This is a genomic window from Bacillus cereus group sp. BcHK124 (assembly GCF_027712065.1).
GTDB classification, from domain to species: Bacteria; Bacillota; Bacilli; order Bacillales; family Bacillaceae_G; genus Bacillus_A; species Bacillus_A pacificus.
Genome location: NZ_JAQFPJ010000005.1, coordinates 98,115 through 124,713 on the forward strand (window position 1 = coordinate 98,115; position 26,599 = coordinate 124,713).

Genomic DNA, 26,599 nt, shown 5'->3' on the forward strand with positions numbered 1-26,599 from the left:
AAATCCTACTTACAAAGCAGTATTATTTACAAGAAAATGACAAAAGAAAAAGGAGCTTTTCTTATCTATCGAAAAGCTCCTCTTTTTTAATGCGAAGACGCGTCACTAATACCATGCCCAGTATTAGATTTCACGAGAATTTCATCAAATTTCGCTGCATCTTCTTTCTTACTAGATAAAACAGTTCCTAAATACGCTGCAAGAAATCCGAGCGGAATCGAAATAATTCCAGGTGTCGTATATGGGAATATCGCTTCCCCAACAAATATAGCTTTTCCAGCTACAGGGTTCCATACATTTGGGCTTAACGCTACAAGAACAATAGCTGATACAAGACCAGCAATCATACCAGAGATGGCACCTGTTGTATTGAAGCGCTTCCAATATATTGTGAATAATATAACTGGCAAGTTTGCACTCGCTGCAACTGCAAATGCTAACGAAACTAAAAATGCTACGTTCAATGTTTGAGCAAATAACGCTAGTATAATAGATAATACAGCTACTCCAATAGACGCATAACGAGCCATGGATACTTGCTCTTTTTCCGTTGATTTCCCCTTACGGATAATTTCATTATAAAAATCATGTGCGAATGCGGATGCTGCTGTTAATACAAGGCCTGCCACTACAGCTAAAATCGTTGCAAAAGCAATTGCTGATACGAAAGCAAATAAGAAATCTCCGCCCAATGCTTTAGCTAATAAAGGTGCTGCCATATTACCAGCTGGATTTGCTTTAATAATTGCCTCATTTCCTACAAACGCTGCTGCCCCAAATCCTAAGAAAATCGTCATAATATAAAATGCGCCAATTAACCATGTCGCATATACAACAGATTGACGTGCCGTTTTTGCATCACGTACTGTAAAAAAGCGGACAAGAATATGTGGTAACCCTGCTGTACCAAGAACTAGTCCTAAATTTAAAGATAGCGTATCAAGACCATCTTTATACTTTACACCGGGATTTAAAAACGACTCTTTTAACGGAGTAGCTGTTTTCATTTGCGCGAACATTTCCGTCACACTGAAATTAAATTTGGCGAAAACGATTACAGAAATAATAAATGTACCAGCCATAAGTAATACAGCCTTAACGATTTGTACCCAGCTCGTCGCAGTCATGCCACCAAAAATAACATACACAGTCATAAGTGTACCAACGATTAATACAGATGTTGTATATTCGATTCCTAATAATAATTTAATAAGTGCACCCGCACCAACTAATTGTGCAATCATATAAAAAATGGATATCGTCATCGTATTAAGCGCTGCAACTCCGCGAACTTTTTTCGCATCAAAACGCGCCGCAATCATATCTGCTAATGTGTATTTCCCCAAGTTTCTAAGCGGCTCTGCAACTAAGTATAGTACAACTAAATAAGCAACTAAGAAACCGATACTATAGAAGAAACCATCAAACCCAGTTAACGCGATCGCTCCCGCTATACCAAGAAAAGACGCAGCAGACATATAATCTCCCGCAATGGCCAGACCATTTTGCCAACCAGTTAATCCCCCTCCAGCTGTATAAAATTCACTCGCATTTTTCGTTTTCTTCGATGCAAAATAAGTTATGACGAGTGTACCAAGTACGATGATTAAAAATAGTGCAAAAGCGGTTGTATTCAAAGTCAGCCCCTCCCTTTTTGCATCTCTTGCAGAATGTTTTGTGAGATTTTATCAAAGGATTCAGCTTTTTTGCTGTAAATCATACATAATGACCACGTCATAATAAATTGTGCAAAAGCAAATATCCACGCCCACGTAACATCACCAAATGCCGGTGTATTGAGTACCTTTGAATACGATGTTAAAATAGGTAACGCAATAAAAAAACTTAAAAAGAAAATACTCATTGGAACGATGAACTTCTTTTTCGTATTTAATAACAATTGAAATTCTTCTGACTGAACAACCTCTGTATAATTCACCTCATTTTGTAACTTACGTGCTGACGTATCATCTCGTTTCATTCTCTAATCCCCTCTCTTACTGAAAGTACAATTCCCCCTTGTATACCCAAAAACTAAATTTTACAAATATTCAGAAACTTATTTTCATTTTAGACAATCCATACATTCCTGCAAAGATTTTTCGATAGACATTTTTCGGCATTTTCCCCTAAGTTTTTAATATACTTTTTCAACATAAAATTTACGTGCCAGTGAAGCTTTCATACTCATTAAAACAAAATAAAAAAGTAGTGCTTATCGCACCACTTCTGTTTTTTTCTCTTTTTCTAAATTACGAGCCGTTTCGCTTAATTCAACGTCTTTTCCATCTTTAAGTGTTCCAAATATGAAATCAAATACTGGATTGGAAACACCAAACCAAAACTTTTCATTTTTATAATGGTGTAATATGTGCTGTTTTTTTAGCCACCTACCAAACTTGGTGACGGGACGAATTGGCTTATGTGCAATGTAATGTTTCCATTCATAAACGAGAAGCATAATAATCATTCCGATTCCGAATGAAAGTGTAATAGTAACACTTTTTGTTATCACGTATGATATAAGTAAATATATAGTAAAGCTCGGTATACTAAACCATACAGGCAAAAATAAAAGTTTTAAATCATCTGGATATACGTGATGGTCATAATGTAATCTTCTTAGCATTTTTAATAAAAATACGTTTTTAGGTGGTTTTAAATGAAATAAAAAACGGTGTGTCATATATTCGTTTAGCGTATAAAAAATAATCCCAAACAAACATGCTAACAAACCGATCCATGTGAAAAATTGCATTTTTAAAATAATGATAAAAACAAATAAAATACTATACATAATAACGATATCATGTTGTAAAAAGAACTCTTTCCCCACCCTCTTCATCTTCCTTCCCCCTTTTCAAAAAAAACAGTCGCAACATATCGTTACGACTATTTCTTTTCTATATCTTATTCTATACGCTTTACAAATTTGCCTGTTGCTCTATTGTCGAGAAAAAATTGTTCGGTCCAAATATATTTTGCTTTGGAATAATATGTTCTACCGCAAACACTGTTACTTCTCCTCTTTGTACCTCTCCAATGATAAGTCCAAATATTTCATGATTTACAGCAAACGTTGGTTGCTTTGTTTGTAGTAATCTTGCTGCATTATGAAATACCGCTTCATATAGTGGATTTCTATCAGTAATTTCTTTTCTGATTTTTGGTGCTAACGTAATAATGATTTCTTTTCCGTCAATAGTGGTTCGATACATAAAAATCTCCCCTTCAATCTTATGTGAACAACTGTAAAGCTTTGTATGCAAAATGGATAGAATATCCTACTAAAATAATACCTGCTCCGGCTGTTATATAGCCAAGTGCTTTTTGCTTTAATAATGTTCTGCCAAAATGGACAGAAAAAGCAATATTTACATTCCATAAAATAATACCAACGATAATACAAAGACTGTACAAAAAGGCTTCTTGTTTCGTTACCTTCGTAAGCAATGAGCTAAGTGTACTTCCATATATACCAAACCAAAAAACAAGATTTAATGGATTGGATATCGCAATTAAAAAACCTGCCATAAACGATTGTTTAAGGCCGCCTACCTCTTCTTTTTTATATTCCATATTCGATTGAGAAATTCCTTGTTTTACACTTTGAAATCCTAAATAAAATAATAAGAAAAACCCTGTGCAATACATAAAAGCTTGTACATATGTATACATAAACAGAGAAGATAAACCGAAATAGATGAGAAGCATAAACAAAATATCTGCTGTCATTCCACCAATTCCAACAACCCACGCATGCCAAAAACCTCGTTCAATTCCTCGTTTTAACATTTCAATATTAATCGGACCTACTGGCGCAGCTAATGAAATACCTAATACAATTTGTTGTATAATTGCTCCAAACATCACTCTATCCTTTCTACTTCCTTTACTATTAAGTAATGATGTAATAATTAAAAATAGACTAGCTTTCCTCAAAATATTTACTACTAAAATACCCCTTTTTATCCAAAATATGCAAAAGAGCCATCTAGATGATGACTCTTACTTTTCTATCTTATGAAGAAAAGGACATTTTCCTTTTAACGGTTCTACATCGTCTCCTATAAAGTATTGTTTCCATTCACGATGATCCGGATCACCATAATGACTAATGTTAGGATGTTTCGGCAACTGATCCCACTTTTCAACTCGCTCACGGACCGTTTGCCTAGAATATGCTCCTTTAGGACGATCCCCTTCTAATCCATCAAATATAGTACGTGGCTGAAATCCAATAACGAGAGAATTTCCTAAATGCCTAGTTTTTCGTTGTTTATAGGCTGGTGCGTTTCCAAATGCGAATATCGGTTCCCCGCCAAATGAAAATTCCCATAAGTAATGATCTGGGTCTTCAGGAATTTGCTTTGGCCATGTTTCCTTATCGTTTTCATGTAAATATTGTAGTACTTTCCAAAAGTAATCACGGTAATATTCCAGTGATTGCTCCTCACATTCCGGTTCTACAAAAAGAAAAAATCCTCTTCTTACAATTGGACGCTCTTTCATTAACTCTAAAAAAGATAACATTGTATGTGGCAAATGACTCCAATCATTATGAGAGAGAAATGAATAACGAAGTTCATTCTTTTTTAAAGCTGTTAAGCCGAAATAACACGGAAAAGTTGGTTCTAGCACAACACTCGAAAAATTTTGAAATTCCTTTGCAACCCAATTCGGTATGTCGTTTCTCGTTCTCATTCCTTCATTATCTAATAAATAAGACTCATTCATTCTTTCACCTCATTATGTATAGCGTTCAATTAAGACTATTACATACTCGGCCTGTCCTATACCTATTAAAAAATTTGGCTAAAAAATTATTTAAAAATACAAAAAAATAAAATCGCTTACTTGACTAAATTCTCCCAATTCGTGTATATTTAAATTAATCATTTAGCAGAATATTCAAGATTATAGCATTTTTAGTTTATATTATCTTTTCAAATGAATTTCACTAAATGAAAAAACGTAAATGTTTTCTAGGAGGAATTGTAACATGCAAGGAAAAGTAAAATGGTTTAACAACGAAAAAGGTTTTGGATTTATCGAAATTGAAGGCGCTGACGATGTATTCGTACATTTCTCTGCTATTCAAGGCGAAGGCTACAAAGCTTTAGAAGAAGGTCAAGAAGTATCTTTCGATATCACTGAAGGAAACCGTGGACCTCAAGCTGCTAACGTAGTAAAACTTTAATCCAACATATGACAGGAGGTTACCTTACTTGGTAACCTCCTTTGTTATTCCTTTGTATATTTCCGTTTTCCAGAGCAAAAACTATGTGAAATGCGCACTATACAAAGGAGGAATTATTAATGGGATCAGAAGTAAATGATTTTGAAGAAGTGAAATTCCGTGTAGAAACAGCACAAAAAATGGTAGGATCAGCGACAATTTCAATGGATCCAGATACATTAGAGCATGCGACTACTGCTGTAGAAGCCGCTCGCTCTCAGCTTGAGATTATGAAATCTGTGGCAACAGATTTAGATGAGCCGTTTTTAATAAATGAGGAAAAGAAATTAAGCGAGTGCGAGCATCAATTAAATGAAGCGAAGCACTAAAAAACATCCAGAGAGTTTTCTCTGGATGTTTTTTCATGACAACTGTTCCCCATACTTTTTCAATGTTTCTCCAACTGTACATTGTCTTATACAAAAGGAATGAGCATAATACTTACTATTTGTTTTTCGATTATGTTCTCGCAAAAAACATCCTTCACAATACGTTTCTAATAAGTCATTTACCTCTGTAATGAGTTGCTTTTTATCCACCTTTGCACCTCTCTATTCGGTTATTTCTTTATGACTATCAATCACTGTTCCTTCTAATGCTTGCGTAGCTAATTGATGTGCTTCTTTATTTTGTTTTCTTGATATAGGCTCACATACAAGTTTTAATTTCATTTGCTTCGCCTTTTGCTCAATTTGGTCTAAATAATGATTTAAATGTTCATCATAACAAGGCCATTCTCCAGCCAATTGCTGCAGTACAACTTGAGAATCTCCGCGAAGCGTGACCGCTTCATACTTAATTCCTAATTCCTCGAGTATATTCATGCTATATAGTAATGATGCATATTCCGCTTCATTATTATCATATATGCCTTCTATATATGCATTACGGCGAATTCGGTATTGTTTATTCCCTTTTTTATAGTATACACATATACCTACTCCAGCTTCTTTCGTCTGAACATCATACCCCCCATCAAAATAAACGAGTATTTCTTGGGGTTCTTCCTCCACTTGTTTGCTCAGCTTCTTCATTTCCTTTAATGACCATTCTGCATCCATTTCATCGTAAAATAATAATTCTTTCACTCTTCCTGTTTTCTCGAAATCCTCCGCAAATTGAAGTGCTTTTTCTATGTTCATATAATCTGTCGTTAATTCCGTCTGCAAACCGCGTTTTGTTTTATACAACCAATGAATTTTATATTTCATACTAGATTCCCCTTATGTAAGACTTCTTATATGTATCCAGCTAATGAAAGCCTCACTTTATTTTATTATATTTTATCAAGAGCTAAAGAATTATATTCAATATTATCACATGCAAAAAGAGCTATCCCTATAGGAATAGCTCTTTCATCTATTACATAAATCTTTCAAATTGTACTCGTTTATTAATCCAGTACATTACAGGCATACCAATTGCCATGACAACAAATTCACCGATTGCACATGTTAACCAAGTCAACATGAATGGTAAATCAAATGCAAGATGAAGTTCAATTGCAATCATAAACATTGTAATTGTGAAAATAACTGTATTAAAAATCATACGAGCCCAAACACCTTTAATAAATCGCATAGAAATAATTGTTGCAACTAATGCAAGAATAGATTGCCCTACTCCAAATACTAAATCGTAAGCGATCATAGGTGAGAAAAAGAGATTCGTTAAAAATACACCTAATACAATTCCGTAAATTGCTTTCTTATTAAATACAACGAGATGATTAAACATCTCTGAAATACGAAACTGTACATTCGTAAAGCCAAATGGCTGAATAAGCATAGAAACAGCAATATATAATGCCGCTAAAATACCATTACCGACTAAAGTTCTAATATTCATGACAAAATCTCCTTAGTTTTTTTACGTGGGATGGTTTCGAACCACGTTATTCGTTTTTTAAGCAACAAGATTATATTTTACGCGGTAGCCCCCCTTTCGTCAATAGATTCCTACCATGAACTACCCTTTTTCTTTTAGACAACGTATAATGAAATATATGAAAGATTTAGGAGGTTTTACTTCATGACTGCAACAATTCAAAATGAAAAAGTGGTCGTTACCATCTCTGACAAAGGTGCAGAATTACAAAGCGTTCGCTTAAAAGAAGACAATACAGAATACTTATGGCAAGGTGATTCTACTTATTGGGGACGCCGTGCACCAATTTTATTCCCTATCGTCGGCCGATTAGTAGATAATACATACTACGTAGACGGTAAAGCTTATTCTTTAACACAACACGGCTTTGCTCGGGATCTTACATTCTCTGTAAAAGAACAAAGTGAAACGAAAATCACTTATATCGTTACTAGTAATGAAGAAACATTAAAAAAATACCCATACGAATTCGAACTACTCGTTTCATATGAAGTAGATGGACAAATCGTTCATGTAACATACGAAGTGAATAACCCTACCTCAAAAGAGATGTTCTTCTCAATCGGGGCACATCCTGGTTTCAATTTCCCGTTATTAGAGGGCGAATCATTTACAGATTACCATCTATCTTTTAATGGTTCAGAACGTTTAGAAACGAGCGTATTAGAAGGACCTTACCTTTCAAATAAGAAACAACTAATCGCTGAAAGCACGAATGAATTGCCACTTACATACGACCTATTTAAAAATGATGCGCTTATTTTTGAAAATATGAATACAGACGAAATCTCTATTCGTTCTCATAAACATAATAAATTTGTAAAAGTAGAATTTGATGGATTCCCATTTGTCGGCGTATGGACACCAGGCGAGAATGCACCTTTCTTATGTATTGAACCTTGGTACGGAATTGCTGATGAAGTAAATCCAGCAAAAGATTTCAAGGAAAAAAAAGGAATTCAATCTTTACAAGCGAATGAAACATTTACATGTCGTTATAGTATTACAATCGGCTAAGTTACTCTATCCCCTACTTCAAAGAAACATGTAAGTAGGGGAACATCTTATCATTTGGAGGTTTCTCATTTTGATTGAAGTATATATTGATGGTGCATCAAAAGGAAATCCTGGTCCTTCTGGTGCAGGTGTGTTTATTAAAGGGGTTCAACCGGCTGTACAATTATCATTGCCCCTTGGGACAATGTCCAATCATGAAGCAGAATACCACGCTTTACTTGCGGCATTAAAATATTGCATGGAGCATAATTATAACATTGTCTCTTTTCGTACAGATTCGCAACTTGTCGAGCGAGCTGTCGAAAAAGAATACGCAAAAAATAAAATGTTTGCACCTCTATTAGAGGAAGCACTGCATTACATAAAAAGTTTTGATCTCTTTTTTATTAAGTGGATTCCAAGTAGTCAAAATAAAGTTGCTGATGAATTAGCTAGAAAAGCTATCTTACAAAACTAACGGGGGTATGAGTGTGAAAAAAGATTGGATTGCTCCTCTTGCTTTATTATTTGTCTCTTTTATTTGGGGAGCTACATTTGTCGTCGTTCAAAATGCTATGTCTTTCGTTGGGCCATTTACTTTTAATGGTATTCGCTTTTTATTCGCTGGAATTATTTTATTATTCGTTCAAATCATTTTCTCAAAAAAAACTTCAAAACAAGATATAAAACAGAGTAGCCTCGCTGGATTAATCATTGGATTCTTTTTATGTGTTGGCTATGTATTACAAACATTCGGCTTACTGTATACAACTTCTTCAAAAGCTGGTTTCTTAACAGGGCTTAGTATCGTTATGGTACCAATTTTGTCTTTTATCTTTTTAAAACAAAAGGCTACCATTTTTATCGTAATTGGCATCACTGTAGCAACAGCGGGTTTATATTTATTAACAGCCGGTGATTCTTTTCAATTAAACATTGGAGATATACTCGTTCTCGGTTGTGCGGTTGCTTTCGCTGCTCATATTCTTGTTAACGGCTTCTTCTCTAAAAAAATATCACCTTTATTGTTAAGCACATCGCAAGTATTAGCTGTAGGTATGTTTTCTTCTATTTGCGCCTTTTTGTTTGAAGATTGGGAAAAATTATTTTCAGTAGCACTATGGACGAATGCTTCCTTTTTATTTGCTCTATTTCTAACTTCCCTGTTCGCGACATCCATTGCTTTTTTCATTCAAACATCAGCACAAAAACATACATCTCCAACGAGAGTAGCAATTATTTTCGCAATGGAGCCCGTTTTCGCTGCCTTAACAGGCGTTCTCGTTGCAAACGAACAACTTTCTATTTCCGCTATTATCGGATGCCTCTGTATTTTCCTAGGCATGGTTTTTGTTGAATTACCTTCCAAAACAAAAAAAGAAGCGCAGGCTGCGTGAAGTTACGCTTGTAACTTCCGCATAAAAGCCTTAGCGCTTTTTTTATCTGTAATCTCTTCTTCTTTCAATCGTTCTAATAACGCAACAAAATAACTGCCATCAAACTGCAATTGATGCTTAATTGTCGCTTCTATTGCTGCGTTCACAATCCCATCAGACGCACCAGTATATCCTTGTCCGAACATAATAAATCCTTGTGCTTCCTCTGATAATTTAAATCCTTTCGTATGTAAGAATGAAAGATAATCTTCTACTGTTTGCATGTTATTCCCACCTACTCAAAAATTCTCCATCTCCTATCATACATGTTTTTACACGCTATGAGAATGAAATTTCTTTGACAACTTTGTAAATCAATCTTCTACTTCTCTTACAATGGAGGACTTCCTAACAATCTGAAGGAATATGTACAGTGGAACTTATTTCATATTAAAGGGGAGACATGATGAAACAAGCACTATTAATTATCGATGCTCAGCAAGAATTAATGGATGGAAATGAACAAGAAAGTGAAGTTTTTCGTAAAACCGAATTATTATCTACACTCAATACAGCCGTGCAGAAAGCAATAGATTCCAATGCCCTTATTGTTTTCGTAAGAGATATCGATGTTGCTTCTGGTAGCGGCTTAGGCTTTCAAGTACATAATGAAATTCAAGTACCTCAGTCTGCAATCCTTATTAATAAAGCAGCCACAAACGCATTCTATGGCACTTCTTTACTTGAACTTTTAAAAGAAGAAAAGATTAACCATATTGTTATCGGTGGATGTAAAACAGAGCATTGTATTGATACTGCTGTGAGGACAGCAACTGTACAAGGCTTTGATGTTACATTAATTAAAAACGGTCATTCCACAACTGACTCTAACGCATTGTCTGCCGAGCAAATTATTGGTCATCACAATAAAACTTTACATGGGCATTATAACGTTGATCATTTTTCTATGGTGAGGGCTATCGAGGAAGACCTCTTTCAGCCGACTCATGATCAATATCGTGATTAATATCGTGATTAAATGAACTAAAAAAGAATCCTTACGTGAAAAGGATTCTTTTTTAGCCAAAAATTTACGCTGCAATACTGTATAGTTCTCCATTTCTTTTCAATAATTGATCACTATTTTTCAACATAATGGGTGGTATATTCGCCCTTTTAAAACCAGCAATCTCTAACTCTTTCAGAAAATCGTCCTTTCCTTCTGTTACATCTATTCTTAATCTCCCATTATGTCCCCTTGCTAAAGCATGTACAATTCTCATTGCCATCGCATCATTTTTAGCAACAACCGGTCCTATTATTTTATTTTCTGGTGTTTGTATGCTTAAACCGTAACCTAATACATTTTGTTCCTTGTCCTTTACAACGATACACTGTTCACTTTGCATAATTCTTTTCTTTAAAAACTCTTTTCTATTTGTTCCAAACGCATATTCATCTATTTTTATTATTTTGTCTAACTCACCCTCTTCATAATTCATCACATAATCTTCATTTCTTACACAATAATCATTCGCATTGTATGAGTTACATATGTATTTAGAAACATAACTTACTGCCCTAAATCCTAATTTTTCATATAAAGGTTTCCCTTCATCCGTAGCAATAAGCATAAATGGAGTTTGAGCTGATACGCTATTCATGCATGAATTTGTAATCATCTTTCCAATTCCTCTTCCCTTATAATCTGGATGTACAATTACCATTCCGATAGATGCCAACGCCTCCCCATATAATATTATTGCTGCGCTAGCAATAAGTTCCTTTCTCTCATTCCATACGCCGTATACAATACCTGAGTTAAAAATTGTTTCAACTTCTTCCCTGTTATAATCCCAACCAATATAAGATGATAATGCTACAATATCGCCTATTTGTTCTTCCCTAAGACGCTCCACGCTAAATTCCAATTCAATCATACTCCATCCCCTTATCTAGACATTTAAATCCATCTTCCCAATTCAACTTGTACATGTTACCCTTTATTTGTCACACACATATCCTATTTTGACCAAGACTATATTGTAAATGAGGTGACAACATGCCCATTACGAATCGATTTTCTACCACCACTAACGGCGCACTCGCTATTACAGGAAATACTTTAGGCTTAAGTAAAATTAGTAATCAAAACCGTGCTGGTACAATCGGGGCAATTGGTGCATTCGCAACTACGAATACTGCTTTACAAGTCCCTACTTTTCCTGCTGGTACAACGTTAAACTATACACAAAATAGTTCTACCGCTATTTTAAATATACCTGCTGGTAGTACGATTCTTTACGCAGAACTCGTTTGGGGTGGAAACTATTTATCTCGTGATCAAAACATTACGAGTGTTTTAGGAAACCCCGTTTCTTTTACAACACCTGTTTCAACATACTCGATTACCCCTTCATCCGTTACAGCTTCTAATCAAACATTCGTTTCTGGATCAGTCACATTTGGATTTTATACGCGTTCAGCAGATGTAACATCACTCATTCAAGCTGCGGGAAGCGGTTCTTATACGACTGGATCTGTTCCTGGACTTGTGGATCCTTTAGATGCTTCTAATGGGTCGATTAATTCAGCTGGATGGACGCTTATCGTTGCTTATCAGAACGGAACATTACCCGCAAGAAACTTAACGATTTATGTAGCAGGAAACCGTGTTTCTGCAGAAACTGGTAGTGCCGATGTATCTGTTTCAGGATTTTTAACACCTTCCGGAGGACCTGTAAGCGGGAGATTGTTTTTAAGTTCTACCGAAGGAGATGCTGATCTAACTGGGGATCAAGCTTTGTTTGGACCAAATTTCAGTTCATTAAATGCTTTATCTGGGCCAAATAATGCTATAAATAATTTTTTCGGTTCTCAGGTCAATAATGCGGCTGGAAATTTAGATACAACCGGGACATTTGGAACACGAAATCAGAGTGCTTCTACAAGCACAAATATTTCCGCAGGTCGGCAAGGTTGGGACATTACTTCTATTGATATTTCTCCTTATTTAACAAACTCTCAAGTGTCCGCAGCAATCCGTTTAACAACTAACGGAGATGCATATATGTTAAATACAGTCGGATTACAAATTAATATAAACTCGCCTAACATACAAGCAACGAAAAGCGTAAATAAAAGTGTTGCGGCAATTGGAGACATTCTTACTTATACAGTTACTATCCCTAACACCGGACTACTTCCTGCTAATAACGTTATTTTTACAGACATACTCCCTAACGGTACTTCCTTTATACCTGGCACTGTAACAGTGGATAATGTCCCGCAAACAAATGCAAATCCGGCCGCTGGTATATCTCTTGGAACAATTAATAATAGTGCTTCTCGTACAGTAACTTTCCAAGCAACCGTCGTTTCTCTTCCAAGTCAAAACCCTATCTCTAACACCGCTACTATTACATTTCAATATACACCAATTGCTGGAGGAACGACTTTTAACGGTCTTGCAACAAGCAACTCTGCAGGAACACAAATTAACCTCGCAGATATTAATGGAACAAAATCAGTTAACAAAATCTTTACTGACATTGGTGAAACATTAACTTACAGTATCGCCTTAACTAATATAGGAAATATCACTGCAACGAACGTTATATATACGGATCCGATTCCTAGCGGGACTACTTTCGTTCCAGGAAGTGTAACTGTTAACGGAATTACGCAAGCTGGAGCGAATCCCGCTAATGGTATATCAATTGGGTCTATTGCTGCTAATTCTACAACTACTATTTCATTCCAAGTACTCGTTCCATCTATCCCCCAAACAAACCCCATATTAAATAGTGGAACAACAACATATCAATATACTCCTATACCAAATCAGCCGGCAGTAAACGGGACTGATACGACGAATATTGTCTCCACTCAAGTGAATAATGCTACTGTAACAATGACGAAAGTAGTAGATAAAAATTTTGCAGATATTGGTGATACACTAACGTACACCGTTTCCTTTACAGGTACAGGTAATACAAGTGCAAACAATGTTATTTTTACAGATGCCATTCCTACTGGAACAACTTTTGTTCTCAACAGTTTAACAATAGACGGAACGACACAAGTAGGCGCAAATCCCGCAAACGGTGTGAATATTGGATCGATTCCAACTGGTACAACAAAAAATGTTTCATTTCAAGTAGTAGTAAATACAATACCCGCGTCAAATGTCGTATCTAATGGATCAAACGCTTCTTATCAATACATCGTCAACCCTAGCCAATCACCCGTTACAAAAAATATTTCTTCTAATCTCGTTTCCACTCAAATTAATAATGCGAATGTAACAGTAACAAAATCAACAAATAAACAGTTTGCTACAATCGGCGAAACAATTAGTTATACAATCCTTATCTCAAACAGTGGAAATACAGCTGCAACGAACGTACAACTAACAGATCCACTTCCAAATGGTACAATATTGACTCCAGGTACTGTAACACTAAACGGTGTTTTGCAAAATGTAAATTCTCTCGTTGCTTTTCCTATTGGCACAATTCCCAGCGGAGCTACTTTTACACTTTCTTTCCAAGTAACTGTCATCAATATTCCCGCCCAAAATCCTATCATTAATAATGCTTTCGCTTCTTATTTATACACTGTAAATCCTGGTCTGCCACCAACTTCAAAAACCGCAAATTCTAATTCTGTTACATCAACAATTAGATTAGCAAACCTTCAAGCTACTAAATCTGTAGATAAAACGTTTGCAGAAGTTGGAGATGTATTAACCTATACCTTAGCTCTTACAAACAACGGAAATGTTACGGCAAACAATGTATTACTATCCGATTCAATAGCGAACGGTACTTCCTTTGTACCGAACAGTGTTATAGTTAACGGTACTACTCAGCCGGGCGCAACACCAGCTAGCATCAATATCGGTAACATCAATGCTAATACTACACTTACAGCTTCATTCCAAGTAGTAATCACTAGCATTCCAAACCCAAACCCGATTTCAAATAGCGCCTCCATCTCTTATAACTTTATTGTTGATCCAAATGCTTCACCTGTAAGTAAAAACACAACTTCAACTACTACATTTACGCAAGTAAACGATGCAAATGTCATTTCAGCCAAAACAGTGGATAAAGGGTTCGCTACTGTAGGGGATGTATTAACTTATACCGTCGTTTTAACGAATGCAGGAAGTGTTTCTGCTGATAGTCCTACTTTCGTAGATACAAATCCAAACGGTACTACCTTTATCCAAAACACTTTCCTTATTAATGGTGTACTCCAAAATAACGCCGATCCAAATGTCGGTGTTCCGTTACCTTCCATTCCTGCTAACGGCTCACTTACCGTCTCTTATCAAGTAACTGTCACCTCTTTACCAACACAAAACCCAACAATAAATTCATCTAGTACACAATATAGTTTTATTTTAAATCCGGGCGATCCACCAACTATAGAAACATCTTTAAGTAATACTGTAAGTACACAAATTAATTTAGCAAATGTAGTTATTGTTAAACAGGTAGATTTAACTATTGCTGATGTTGGGCAACCAATCACATATACCATTTCCCTAGCTAATCCAGGAAATACTCCAGCGAATAATGTAGTTGTTACCGATATACTCCCTTCTGGCACAACTCTCGTACCAAATAGTACTTTTATAGGCGGTGCTTTACAGCTAGGTGCAGACCCAAGTACCGGTCTTCAAGTTGGGACAATTCCTGCTGGCGGATTTACAACGATTGTTTTTCAAATAAGCGCAAGTAGTTTGCCTACACAAAATCCAATTCAAAACAGTGCTGCACTGCAATATAACTTTATTGCTGACCCAAATTTATCTGCTGTTGTGAGAAATGCTACTAGCAATATAGTAACGACTCAAATTAACACCGCTAATATTGTTGCTACGAAACTAACAAGTACAAATTTCGCTGATGTTGGCAATGTCATAACTTATGCAACGATTTTAACGAATAACGGCAATATCCCTGCCTCCAATGTAACGTTTTCAGATATCATTCCAGCCGGTACCATCTTCCTTCCTAACACTGTAACGATTAACGGTGTCCCCCTAGCTAATACAAACCCTGCTAATGGCATTTTAATTGGTACAATAGGAGCGAATTCATCACGTACTGTTTCATTCCAAGTTTCTGTACCAACTATTCCTATTCCAAATCCGATTACGAATCAATCGAGCACTACATTCCAATACACGTACGACGCATCCAAACCAGTTGTAACGCAGATGGTGGCGTCTAACACCGTACAGACGACTATTAATAATGCTACAATTGCCGCTGTAAAATCGGCAGATAAACAGTTTGCTAACGTAAATGATATGATTACGTACACAACTACTTTAACGAATAACGGGAACACACTTGCATCAAATGTAATTTTTACAGATGTAATTCCAAACGGAACATCATTTATTCCTAATAGTGTAACAGTAAATGGCAATACACTTCCTAATACAAACCCAGCAAGTGGAATTGCAATTGATCCAATAAACCCTAATACAAGTGCAACAATCTCATTTCAAGTAATAGTAAATTCCATTCCTAGTCCAAATCCAATCCCGAACCAAAGCAATACAGCGTACCAATATGTCATAGATCCCAGCTTACCTCCAGCATCTTCCAATGCGTTAAGTAACGTAATAACAACTCAAATTAATAATGCTACAATTGTCGCTACGAAGTCAGTAAATACACCGACAGCTGCAATTGGGGATATCGTTACTTATACGATTGCAGTTACGAACACAGGAAATATTCCTGCTAGTGCTACAGTTTTAACAGATGGACTTGGTGCCGGCGCGTCCTTTATCCAAAATTCAGTAACTATCAATAATGTTCCTCAGCCAGGGTTAGATCCATCACTTGGTATTCACTTGGCAGATATTCCGCCGGGAGATACTGTATTGATTACTTTTCAAGCCCAAATTTTAGCTATACCACCTAGTGGCACATTAACAAATAATGCTCTTGTAAATTATGAGTATACCGTGAACCCAAACCAATCACCTGCTGTTGGTAGCACAATTACGAATACGACGGTTACTCCAATTATTGATGCTACTTTAGTTTTAAATAAAAATGCGAGTACAACTTTCGCTACAATTGGTGATACGATTACATTCACTTCATCTGTTACAAACACAGGAAATACTACTGCAAACAACATTGTTTTTACAGACACAATTCCAAACGGTACTACATTTATCCCAAATAGCTTTAAGATAAATGGTGTAACCGTTCCGAATGCAAATCCACAAAACGGTATCAATATCGGTAACTTGAATGCAAATGCATCAATTACACTCAATTTTCAAGTAAACATTACAACGCTGCCAAACCCGAATCCAATTCCGAACCAATCATCGCTTCAATATAGCTTTATTGTTGATATAAATGAACCGCCTGTTTCACGAACAGTTCAATCCAATAAAACTTTTACACAAGTAAATACTGCTTCCGTTATCGCAACAAAAACTGCAAGCAGTGCATTTGCTGCTGTTGGAGATATAATTACGTATACGACTATCCTCACTAATAGCGGAAATACTACTGCAAACACACCTGTTTTTATCGATATATTACCACCCGAACTTTCATTCGTTCCTGATAGTGTACAAATTAACTCCATCCCACAACTTGGATTTAGGCCAGATAGCGGAATCTCTTTAGACGTAATTCCAGTTGGAGGAACGATAACAATTAGCTTTCAAGCTATTGTTGGCTCAATACCAACTACAAATCCAACATTGAACCAATCTAGCACAACATACTCTATCATTGTTGATCCTACCCAGCCGCCGGTGACGGAAACAGCTACAAGTAATCCAACTTTAGTGCAAATTAACGAAGCAATCATTCAAGCAACGAAAAGTGTGGATCGACTATTCTCTGACGTCGCACCTGGAAATTCCTTTTTAACGTATACTGTTTTATTAGAAAATATAGGGAACACAACTGCTACGAATATCATTTTTACAGATTCGATTCCAAACAATACAGTATTTATAGAAGATAGTGTTCGAGTAGGTGGGGTTTTATTGCCTGGGGTAAATCCAGCGAACGGGATACCAATTGGGGATATTATTGCAGGAGATTTTATAAACGTTACCTTCCGTGTGCAAGTAGTTAGCATTCCAAATCCAATTTTCACAATTGGACCTGGGGGGCCAAATTCACCGGTTGTAAACGGTGCTTCTATTGATTATCAATTTATGGCAGGACCTAATTTACCACTTGTTTCACGAAATACGACATCCAATTCTGTTTCGACACAAATAAATTCTGGGGAAATCGCACTTGTTAAATCTGTAGATAAAACTTTCGCAACAATTGGCGATACAATTTCTTATACAATTACATTAAGTAACCCTGGAAATGTCACTTCACAAAATATAATTTTCACCGATATTTTACCTAATGGAACAACATTTATATCTGGTACTCTTGTAAATGATTCTGGTACGCAGCAAATCGGAAATCCAGCTAATGGCATACAAATTGGAAATATAAACCCAAGCGGAATGGCCGTTATTACTATTAATGCACTTGTTATAAACATTCCAAGTATAAATCCAATCTCTAATTCTAGTTCTGTACAATTTCAGCATATTGTTAATCCAAGTCAACCAGTTATCACTCAAACAGCTTCATCTAATACCGTTACTACGACAATAAATAGTGCCATATTAACTACTACAAAAAGCGCTGATAAATCCATTATTTCTGTCGGTGATACGATTACGTATACAACTACGATTACAAATACAGGAAATACGACAGCAAAAAACATAACATTTACAAGCGCTATTCCAGCTAACACTACCTTTATACCAAATTCAGTCACAATCAATGGTGTTCAGCAACTTGGTGCACAGCCAGCTCTTGGAGTAAATATACCAAATATCGCTCCTGGTGAAACAGTAACCGTTACTTTCCAAGCAAATGTTCTTTCTGTTCCCCCTTCAAGTTCAATTATGGGTAATGACACAATTTTATATTCTTATACTGTCGATCCAAACGGAACTCCTGTTACAACTTCTACTTCAACGAATATCGTTACAAACCCTGTACTAGATGCTATGATAACGATGGTGAAATCTGTAGATCAAACACTTGTAACACTAGGTGATACCATTACCTATACGACACTTTTGACAAATACCGGTAATACAAACGCTACGAATATTACGTTCACTGACCTTATTCCAGACGGCACATCATTCGTTTCTGGTAGTGTCACAATAAATGGCCTCACACAACTTGGCCTTAATCCTAATACAGGTATTACAATTGGATCAATTGCTCCTAACAGCTCAATATCTATAGCATTTCAAGTTACCGCTACTTCTACACCACCCCAAAATCCTATTGCCAATTCCGCTACTGCTTCTTACACATTTATCGCTGATCCAAATGCACCAATTGTTTCAAGAAATGTTACTTCAAACACAACATTTACTACAATTAATACAGCTACCATTCTTTCATCTAAACAAGTTGATAAAGCATTTAGCCATATCGGAGATACACTCACTTACACTGTCACTTTAACAAACAATGGAAACTCATCCGCACAAAATGTTATTTTCTCAGATACAATACCGAGCGGAACTACATTTATTACAAGCACATTTTCTATTAATGGAATTCCCCAAATTGGTGCGGATCCATCCAATGGTGTAAATGTCGGGACTATAACAGCTGGGAATACAATAACAGTTTCATTCCAAGTTACTGTAACATCATTACCAACCGAAAACCCAATTGTAAATTTCTCATCAACATCATATCAATTAGTCTCACCACCTGATCCAGAAACTTCAATTAGTAATCCTGTTTCCACACAAATTAAAGAAGCTATATTATCTATGACTAAAAACGAAAATATATCCTTTGCAGATATTGGGCAAACTGCTTTTTATACTACTTCTATTTCGAATATAGGAAATACGGATGCGACTAGTATTGTATTCACGGATGTATTACCGATTGGACTCACATTTGTTCCTCATACATTAACCGTTGATGGTGTTTTACAACCTGACGCGAATCCGAATACTGGTGTATCGCTTGCAACACTTCCACCAAATGAAATATATAGTATCGTCTTTCAAGTTACAGTGAACAGCATTCCCCCTATTAATCCAGCACCGAATACAGCATCAACGACATATGGGTTTATTGTTGATCCTGTTAACCCTCTAGTATCGAGTTCAACTACTTCCAACACAACCCTTCTTCAAATAAACAACGCAAATATTATAAGTACAAAAACAGCAGATCTTACCTTTGCGGATGTTGGTAATACAATAACATTTACACTTAACCTCCCTAATACCGGGAATGTGGCTGCAACTGATGTTACCGTTATCGATATACTTGATAGCAATTTAAGTTTCGTTTCAAATAGTTTCACAGTTAATGGGCAAACCATTCCAAATGCTGATTTATCTACTGGTGTAAATATCGGTTCCATTAACGGTGGTGATGCGGCAATTGTCACATTCCAAGCAACTGTTACTACACTTCCAACACTGAATCCTATTTCTAATTCTACTTCTATCACATATCATTATGTCGTTAATCCTAGCCAATCACCTATTACAACTTCTAATCAATCTAATACAACGACTACACAAATTAATAGCGCTATCCTTACTGCACAGAAAAATTCAAATGTGTCAACAGTAAATATTGGGCAAGATATTATCTACTCCGTTACCATTACAAATAGCGGAAATGTTAGTGCATCAAATGTTATTTTCACCGACCTTATTCCAGATGGAACTTCCTTTGAACCGAATAGTTTTACACTTAACGGAACTAGCATCCCAAATGCAGATATCGTTACAGGGGTTCCAATTGGTGATATCGCGCCAAACCAGTCTGTCATCGTAGCATTTCATATTAATACCAATGAAATTCCACCTATAAATCCAATTACGAATCAAGCTAGCGTTAACTTCCAGCATATCGTTAACCCTGCTAATCCACCAGTTTCAAAAAGTATTGCTTCTACTACTATTTCAACAAAAATCGAAAGCGCAATTTTAAACACAATTAAAATTGGAGATAAAGCTTTTGCGACGATTGGTGATACGATTACGTATACAACTACGATTATGAATACAGGAAATATTCCAGCTAACAACGTTGTCTTCTCAGACCCTTTACCTTCATGGGCACAATTTGTTGCAGGATCAGTTGTTGTTGACGGTACTTCATTACCATCCGCTTCTATCATTAACGGTGTTGGCATAAATACAGTCAATCCAAATCAAACTGTAACAATCATATTCCAAGTTCAAATTGTAAGCAATCCAACAACATTCACTCCTGAACTCCAAAACTTAGCATTTGTGAACTTCCAATATAACGTAGGCAATGCATTACAGGCTCAGCCTGGCAACGTGGAAACGAACGTCTTTGTTACTTCTATTAATACAGCAATACTTTCAGCTATAAAAACTGCTAGTACAGCCTTTGCAAATATTGGCGACACGATCACTTATACAGTTTTAATTCAAAATAGCGGCAATACGAACGCTACGAATGTAAATTTCTCAGACCTCATTCCAGAAGGAACTACCTTTATTGAAAATAGTTTTGCTGTAAATGGAAGTACCATTCCAGATGCAAATCCAAATAACGGAGTTAACATCGGAACCGTTAGTACGAACAGTTCCTTAATCGTTACTTTCCAAGTCATAGTTACATCTACTCCACCTTCCAACCCAATTACAAACGTTGCATCTATTCAATACGAATTCATCGTTGATCCGGCATCTCCTCCTGTTACCGGCACAATAACTTCTAATAGCGCTTCTACACAAATTAATAACGCTACTGTTACAACGCTTTTAGAAGCAGATCGAACAATCGTATCTATTGGAGATATAATTACGTACACTGCAACATTAACAAACACTGGAAACTTCCCTGCAAACTCTGTATTACTCATTAACGGAGTTCCTGAAGGAGCATTATTTATTCCAAATAGTGTTACACTCAACGGGATTTCACTTCCAGATGCAAGTCCAACTCTTGGCATTCCCGTTGGTATTGTCGCACCAGGTAATTCTGCTACTATTACGTTCCAATTTCGTGCAAGCTCTATTCCACCGCAAGGAGCAATTATAAATCAAGCACTTACAAGTTACACGTATACTGTCGATCCGAGTCAACCTCCAGTTACAGCAACCTCTTCATCTAATACGGTTAGTACAGCCGTCGTTGATGCATCGTTATCCGTAATTAAAAATACAGATTCTCTCGTACAATCTACTAACGGTACAATCACTTACACTGTCGTCATTCAAAACAACGGGAATACAACTGCAAATACGGTTACTTTAACAGATTTGGTCCCAGAAGGAACTGCATTGATTCCAAATAGCGTGACCATTAATAGTATCTCAATTCCAGGTGCCGATCCAAACGTAGGAATACCAATAAACTCCATTGCGCCGTCAGAAATCGTCACCGTCACATTCCAAGTTATCGTTCAATCTATTCCAACCGCGAATCCAATTTCTAATATAGCCCGTATTGACTATACTTTTATCGCCGATCCAAACGCTCCTATCATCTCTCGAACAATTGCGTCTAATCCAGCTTTCACACAAATTTCGGATGCGAATGTCCTTTCTTTAAAAGCAGTTAATGCACAACAAGCAACAACAGGTGACATTTTGACCTATACGATAACACTAGAGAATACCGGAAATATTCCAGCTACAAATCTCATATTTTCAGATACTATTTCAGAAGGGACTACATTCATAGAAAATAGTTTTACACTTAACGGCACAGCTATACTTGGTGCAAATCCAAACGCAGGGGTTACTTTACCTAACCTAGCAGCAAACGCTACTCACCTTATTTCGTTCCAAGTTCTTATTAACGATCCATTCTCGCAACAATCGATTACAAATCAATCTAATACAACATATACAATTCAACCAGATCCAGAGCAACCGCCTATTACGGAAACATCTACTAGTAATATCGTCATTACAAATTTCGTGCAAGCACAATTGACAATTACAAAAACATCCAATCCAACAACTGTAGATATTGGCGGAACGATCCTTTATATTTCTGAAGTGAAAAATCTCGGCAATGTTGACGCAATAAATATTATTTTTACAGATTCTATTCCAGCTGGGACTACATTCGTTACCGACAGCGTCACAATTAACGGTGTACTTCAGCCAGGTGTAAACCCTGAAAACGGAATAGCAATTGGAACGATTCAAGCTAACAGTTCCAAAACAATACTATTTCAAGTACAAACAAATAATCCACCTACTGAAACCGAAATTGTAAATCAATCTTCAGCAACGTACCAATATGTAAGTATTCCTGCAGCTCCCCCAGTGAATCGTTCTGTAACTTCTAATATCGTTACAACATCGCTTCAAAATGCAAATATTATTTCTGTTAAACAGGCGAACGTTACTTTCGTATCTATCGGGCAAAATATTACCTACACAAATACACTACAAAATATCGGAACTGTTCCGGCTAACAATACAGTGTTCATTGACAATATTCCAGAAGGTACGATATTCATTAAAGATAGCTTATCAATAAATAATGTGATTCAGCCTGGTGCGAATCCTGAAATTGGCATAACGCTTGACACGATACAACCAAATGAAACAGTCACTATTTCATTCCAAGTACAACTTACAAGTATACCTCCTGACAACACAGTCATTAACATTTCAGACACTTCGTATGAATATCAAATCGAACCTAGTTCCCCTATTATTCAGCGTAGATCGTTATCAAATGCAGTAAATACTGAAGTCCGTACAGCAAATGTTATTGCAATTAAATCCGCTAACAGATCTATTACACGCATCGGTCAAATCATCACATATACAGTCGCGGTTACAAACGCTGGTACAGTACCTATTACAAATACTCTCCTAATTGACGCAATTGCTGCTGGCACTACATTCGTTCCAAATAGCATTCTTGTAGATGGCATACCAAGACCTAACGAAAATCCAATTACCGGTATCACCCTTAATATTATCCTTCCAAACAATACAATTATCGTTACATTCCAAGTAAATGTAGTCTCTATACCTTCTCAAAATAACATGAATAATATCGCCGTCATCCACTATGAGTATGAGCCAGATCCAAGCTTACCACCAATTTCAGAAACGGCATTTTCCAATACTACCAATATACAATTTATTGATGTAATTCTTACCGCTACAAAATCCGCTAATACAGTATTAGCTAATATTGATGAAACCGTTGCATATACAGTCTTTATTCAAAATAACGGATCCACTACAACTAACTCCATCTTTTTTACAGATACGATAGAAGATGGAACAGTATTTATTCCGGGAAGTGTAATAGTTAACAATACTGTGCTTCCTGCAGCAGATCCGAATATCGGCTTTTCCATTCCTAATATCGCATCAGGTCAAATGGCTACAATAACCTTCCAAGTTTCCGTTACGAATTTACCTGATGTAAATCCAACACCTAATACTGCAAACATCATCTACGACTTTGTTTTCACCCCTGATTTTGCACCAATTCAAAAATCGACTACTTCCAACACTACTTTTGTTCAAATTAATGATGCTGATATCGTTTCACTTAAAACTGTTGATTTAACTTCTGTAGCGATTGGTGACATTTTAACTTATACAACAACTTTAACGAATACAGGGAATACAGATGCCACTGCGGTTGTATTTACAGACAACATTCCTGGTGGAACTACCTTTATTGACGGTAGCGTTTTAATAAATAATATTCCGCAACTTAACGCCAATCCAAGTACCGGTATACTTGTAGGAACGATTGCTCCTAACATTTCTATCTCAGTCACATTTTCTGTTACCGTCATAGCTCTTCCAGCTACCGGCCATGTTCAAAATCAATCAACTTCTCGTTATACAATTAACGTGGAAGAACAAATATCGACTAGCAATATTACCTTCACTGAAGTTATTTCCGCTAATGTAATTGCGACAAAAACAACACCTATCCAATATGCTGACTTACAAACTATCATCCCTTATACAATTTCCATCATAAATAACGGAAATATACAAGTCGAAAACATTATTGCTACAGATATTATCCCGGCAGATACGAGCTTTATAGAGAATAGTGTTATCGTGAACGGCAACGCTCGGCCAAATGACAACCCTCTTCACGGTATACAAATTGATACCATTCCACCTAATACGACAGCAACTATTCTATTCCAAGTACGTGTTACTTCGATCCCACAAACAAATCCAATTTCTAACACGAGTACAATTGAATTTCAATACACGTTACCAGATCGACCACCTATTACAGAAACTATTATTTCATCAGCTGCCGTAACAGAAATTAATCACGCGACTTTAAATAGTAATAAAGCTGTTGACCTGGCATTTGCAACGGTTGGTGATACGTTAACGTATACGATTACACTCAATCAAACTGGTAATGTTGCAGCAAATGATGTAGTCATTCAAGATATGATTCCTCAAGGTACTACGTTTATAGAAAATAGCGTTATTGTAAACGGAAAAACGCTTCCGGGAGTTAATCCAGTAAGCGGTATACCAATTGACACTATAATTGTTGGTGGAGATGCTATCGCTTCATTCCAAGTTTCTGTGACTTCTATCCCAACACCAAATGAACTCAACAACAATGCAATTACTACCTTTAACTATACCGTCAATCCAAATAACGCACCTGTTACAAATACAACCACAACAAATACTGTCACAACGACTGTCCAAAATGATAATGTCATTGCCATAAAAGCTGTTGATTTCACGAGTGCCTTACCTGGTCAAACTTTAACGTACACCATTACTATTACTAATAGTGGTAATATCACTATTGAAGATCTTCTTTTAGTAGACACAGCACCAGTAGATACGACATTCGTTATTGGTAGTGTTACAATTAACGGAATCAATCAACCTAATACGAATCCTGAAAATGGTATTACGTTAGGAACTCTTGCTCCTAGTGAATCTGTTATTATTACGTTCCAAATAACAATATCTTCTTCTACTCTTCAACCTACAATTAATAATGATGCTTCTGTTTCCTATACCGTTATCATCGATCCAACAAAACCACCTATTACAATTACAAAACAAACAAATACCGTTACAACGACAGTCATTGATCCGATGGTTCGTATTGAAAAAACAGCTGACAAATCTATTGTCGTTATTGGAGATATAATTACATTCACATTAGCGGTATTTAATCACTCCCCAATTCCGACAATCAATACTTCTGTTATAGACACTATTCCGGCTGGTACAACATTTATAGAAAATAGCGTAACAATTAACGGTACTCCGGTACCAACTGTCCGTCCAGACACTGGTATGAATATCGGCGCTTTACCTGCAGGCTCAGTAGCAACGATAACATTTCAAGTGCTCGTAACTTCCATTCCTTCAAACAGTACAATTATAAATTCTGCAACAGTTACAGCCGCTTTCCAATTGACACCACAGGATCCGATTATTACTTTCGTTGTTAATTCGAATATTGTTCGTATACCAGTTCAATTTGTAACTGCGACAGTCACGAAAAACGCTTCCGTCAGCTCTGCTTATTTAAATCAATATTTTGATTACACGGTGCGTATTACGAATACTTCGGAGATTTCACTCTTAAATATTTCTTTACAGGATACTATTCCAGCAGGTTTACAATTTATAAACGGCACTGTCTCCATTAACGGTGAACACTCTCCACTAGCGAATCCGAATATCGGTTTCCTAGTCGCTACTAATTTGGAACCAAACGAAACAATTATCGTGTTATTCACAGTACAAGTAATAAGTCCACCTGTTACTAATGAATTTAAAAATACGACTACTATTTCGTTACAACTTCAAGTCTCGCCTACGGACCCACCAATTACAGTATCTGTTATAAGTAACGAAAACATCGTCACCTTTGTTCCAGAAAATCCAGATGAAACACTTCCAAATTTGAATTGCTTCTTTGACGGTGAACGCTTCATACGGATTACTCCTCGAAATGTACGAAATTACTTTTGGGCTTGGATTTGGTGGAAGTAATACAAA

18 protein-coding genes and 1 riboswitch are annotated in these 26,599 nt (G+C 36.4%); of the genes, 7 read left to right on the forward strand and 11 right to left on the reverse strand.

Annotated features, from left to right (window positions below):
• Positions 1-86: 86 nt before the first annotated feature.
• From PDK19_RS10390 to PDK19_RS10415, 6 genes are all read right to left on the reverse strand, one after another.
• Positions 87-1,637, reverse strand: coding sequence for a solute symporter family protein (locus PDK19_RS10390; RefSeq protein ID WP_001098251.1), 1,551 nt, complete (start codon positions 1,635-1,637; stop codon positions 87-89).
• Positions 1,638-1,639: 2 nt separating this feature from the next.
• Positions 1,640-1,981 carry a DUF485 domain-containing protein gene (locus tag PDK19_RS10395; protein ID WP_000817374.1) on the reverse strand — a complete coding sequence of 114 codons (342 nt, stop codon included), beginning with the start codon at positions 1,979-1,981 and terminating at the stop codon, positions 1,640-1,642.
• 234 nt (positions 1,982-2,215) lie between these two features.
• Positions 2,216-2,845 (reverse strand): sterol desaturase family protein, encoded by a 630-nt coding sequence (locus tag PDK19_RS10400; protein ID WP_000832152.1) that lies wholly within the window; start codon positions 2,843-2,845, stop codon positions 2,216-2,218.
• A gap of 79 nt (positions 2,846-2,924) precedes the next feature.
• Entirely contained in the window at positions 2,925-3,218 is a 294-nt protein-coding gene (locus PDK19_RS10405; protein ID WP_000286361.1) for a hypothetical protein, read from the reverse strand.
• 19 nt (positions 3,219-3,237) lie between these two features.
• Positions 3,238-3,870, reverse strand: coding sequence for a LysE family transporter (locus PDK19_RS10410; protein ID WP_000466557.1), 633 nt, complete (start codon positions 3,868-3,870; stop codon positions 3,238-3,240).
• Positions 3,871-4,008: 138 nt separating this feature from the next.
• Entirely contained in the window at positions 4,009-4,737 is a 729-nt protein-coding gene (locus PDK19_RS10415; RefSeq protein WP_016717045.1) for a YqcI/YcgG family protein, read from the reverse strand.
• A 265-nt stretch (positions 4,738-5,002) separates the two neighbouring features.
• On the opposite strand from PDK19_RS10415, the gene cspB reads away from it, so the two are divergent.
• Both cspB and PDK19_RS10425 read left to right on the forward strand, forming a co-directional pair.
• A complete protein-coding gene (gene cspB / locus PDK19_RS10420) occupies positions 5,003-5,200 on the forward strand; it encodes a cold shock-like protein CspB (protein WP_001161727.1) in 198 nt (65 codons plus the stop codon).
• 119 nt (positions 5,201-5,319) lie between these two features.
• On the forward strand, positions 5,320-5,568 hold the full coding sequence (locus tag PDK19_RS10425; protein ID WP_000534391.1) for a DUF2564 family protein: 249 nt from the start codon (positions 5,320-5,322) through the stop codon (positions 5,566-5,568).
• Between the two features lie 33 nt (positions 5,569-5,601).
• On the opposite strand, the gene PDK19_RS10430 is transcribed toward PDK19_RS10425, so the two are convergent.
• From PDK19_RS10430 to PDK19_RS10440, 3 genes are all read right to left on the reverse strand, one after another.
• Positions 5,602-5,778: a zinc-finger domain-containing protein gene (locus PDK19_RS10430; protein WP_000358801.1), complete on the reverse strand. Its 177-nt coding sequence runs from the start codon at positions 5,776-5,778 to the stop codon at positions 5,602-5,604.
• Between the two features lie 12 nt (positions 5,779-5,790).
• Complete coding sequence (locus tag PDK19_RS10435; protein WP_270707061.1) at positions 5,791-6,450, reverse strand: ribonuclease H family protein; 660 nt, start codon at positions 6,448-6,450, stop codon at positions 5,791-5,793.
• A gap of 151 nt (positions 6,451-6,601) precedes the next feature.
• Positions 6,602-7,087, reverse strand: coding sequence for a QueT transporter family protein (locus tag PDK19_RS10440; RefSeq protein WP_001026467.1), 486 nt, complete (start codon positions 7,085-7,087; stop codon positions 6,602-6,604).
• A 6-nt stretch (positions 7,088-7,093) separates the two neighbouring features.
• Positions 7,094-7,138, reverse strand: a riboswitch (PreQ1 riboswitch).
• 132 nt (positions 7,139-7,270) lie between these two features.
• Between PDK19_RS10440 and PDK19_RS10445 the strand changes: the two genes are divergently transcribed.
• From PDK19_RS10445 to PDK19_RS10455, 3 genes are all read left to right on the forward strand, one after another.
• A complete protein-coding gene (locus tag PDK19_RS10445; RefSeq protein ID WP_270707062.1) occupies positions 7,271-8,143 on the forward strand; it encodes an aldose 1-epimerase family protein in 873 nt (290 codons plus the stop codon).
• 70 nt (positions 8,144-8,213) lie between these two features.
• On the forward strand, positions 8,214-8,600 hold the full coding sequence (locus PDK19_RS10450) for a reverse transcriptase-like protein (RefSeq protein ID WP_000573870.1): 387 nt from the start codon (positions 8,214-8,216) through the stop codon (positions 8,598-8,600).
• Positions 8,601-8,613: 13 nt separating this feature from the next.
• On the forward strand, positions 8,614-9,519 hold the full coding sequence (locus PDK19_RS10455; protein ID WP_270707064.1) for a DMT family transporter: 906 nt from the start codon (positions 8,614-8,616) through the stop codon (positions 9,517-9,519).
• A gap of 2 nt (positions 9,520-9,521) precedes the next feature.
• Here PDK19_RS10455 and PDK19_RS10460 read toward each other — a convergent pair whose 3' ends face one another.
• Positions 9,522-9,782 (reverse strand): DUF6123 family protein, encoded by a 261-nt coding sequence (locus PDK19_RS10460; RefSeq protein ID WP_001195212.1) that lies wholly within the window; start codon positions 9,780-9,782, stop codon positions 9,522-9,524.
• A gap of 182 nt (positions 9,783-9,964) precedes the next feature.
• Here PDK19_RS10460 and PDK19_RS10465 point away from each other — a divergent pair, with 182 nt between their 5' ends.
• Positions 9,965-10,525, forward strand: a complete 561-nt coding sequence (locus tag PDK19_RS10465) for a cysteine hydrolase family protein (RefSeq protein ID WP_270707066.1) — start codon at positions 9,965-9,967, stop codon at positions 10,523-10,525.
• A gap of 64 nt (positions 10,526-10,589) precedes the next feature.
• On the opposite strand, the gene PDK19_RS10470 is transcribed toward PDK19_RS10465, so the two are convergent.
• Positions 10,590-11,438 carry a GNAT family N-acetyltransferase gene (locus tag PDK19_RS10470; RefSeq protein ID WP_270707067.1) on the reverse strand — a complete coding sequence of 283 codons (849 nt, stop codon included), beginning with the start codon at positions 11,436-11,438 and terminating at the stop codon, positions 10,590-10,592.
• A gap of 122 nt (positions 11,439-11,560) precedes the next feature.
• Here PDK19_RS10470 and PDK19_RS10475 point away from each other — a divergent pair, with 122 nt between their 5' ends.
• The gene (locus tag PDK19_RS10475) at positions 11,561-26,593 is read left to right on the forward strand and encodes a beta strand repeat-containing protein (RefSeq protein WP_270707069.1); all 15,033 of its coding nucleotides are present in this window, start codon (positions 11,561-11,563) and stop codon (positions 26,591-26,593) included.
• The last annotated feature ends 6 nt before the right edge of the window (positions 26,594-26,599 follow it).

Bases quoted from the DNA above. Each gene is read 5' to 3' on its own strand.
- PDK19_RS10475 (WP_270707069.1), top strand. From the start codon at position 11,561: ATGCCCATTACGAATCGATTTTCTACCACCACTAACGGCGCACTCGCT.
- PDK19_RS10460 (WP_001195212.1), bottom strand. From the start codon at position 9,782: ATGCAAACAGTAGAAGATTATCTTTCATTCTTACATACGAAAGGATTT.
- PDK19_RS10440 (WP_001026467.1), bottom strand. From the start codon at position 7,087: ATGAATATTAGAACTTTAGTCGGTAATGGTATTTTAGCGGCATTATAT.
- PDK19_RS10465 (WP_270707066.1), top strand. From the start codon at position 9,965: ATGAAACAAGCACTATTAATTATCGATGCTCAGCAAGAATTAATGGAT.
- PDK19_RS10445 (WP_270707062.1), top strand. From the start codon at position 7,271: ATGACTGCAACAATTCAAAATGAAAAAGTGGTCGTTACCATCTCTGAC.
- cspB (WP_001161727.1), top strand. From the start codon at position 5,003: ATGCAAGGAAAAGTAAAATGGTTTAACAACGAAAAAGGTTTTGGATTT.
- PDK19_RS10415 (WP_016717045.1), bottom strand. From the start codon at position 4,737: ATGAATGAGTCTTATTTATTAGATAATGAAGGAATGAGAACGAGAAAC.
- PDK19_RS10405 (WP_000286361.1), bottom strand. From the start codon at position 3,218: ATGTATCGAACCACTATTGACGGAAAAGAAATCATTATTACGTTAGCA.
- PDK19_RS10410 (WP_000466557.1), bottom strand. From the start codon at position 3,870: ATGTTTGGAGCAATTATACAACAAATTGTATTAGGTATTTCATTAGCT.
- PDK19_RS10435 (WP_270707061.1), bottom strand. From the start codon at position 6,450: ATGAAATATAAAATTCATTGGTTGTATAAAACAAAACGCGGTTTGCAG.
- PDK19_RS10400 (WP_000832152.1), bottom strand. From the start codon at position 2,845: ATGAAGAGGGTGGGGAAAGAGTTCTTTTTACAACATGATATCGTTATT.
- PDK19_RS10425 (WP_000534391.1), top strand. From the start codon at position 5,320: ATGGGATCAGAAGTAAATGATTTTGAAGAAGTGAAATTCCGTGTAGAA.
- PDK19_RS10470 (WP_270707067.1), bottom strand. From the start codon at position 11,438: ATGATTGAATTGGAATTTAGCGTGGAGCGTCTTAGGGAAGAACAAATA.
- PDK19_RS10395 (WP_000817374.1), bottom strand. From the start codon at position 1,981: ATGAAACGAGATGATACGTCAGCACGTAAGTTACAAAATGAGGTGAAT.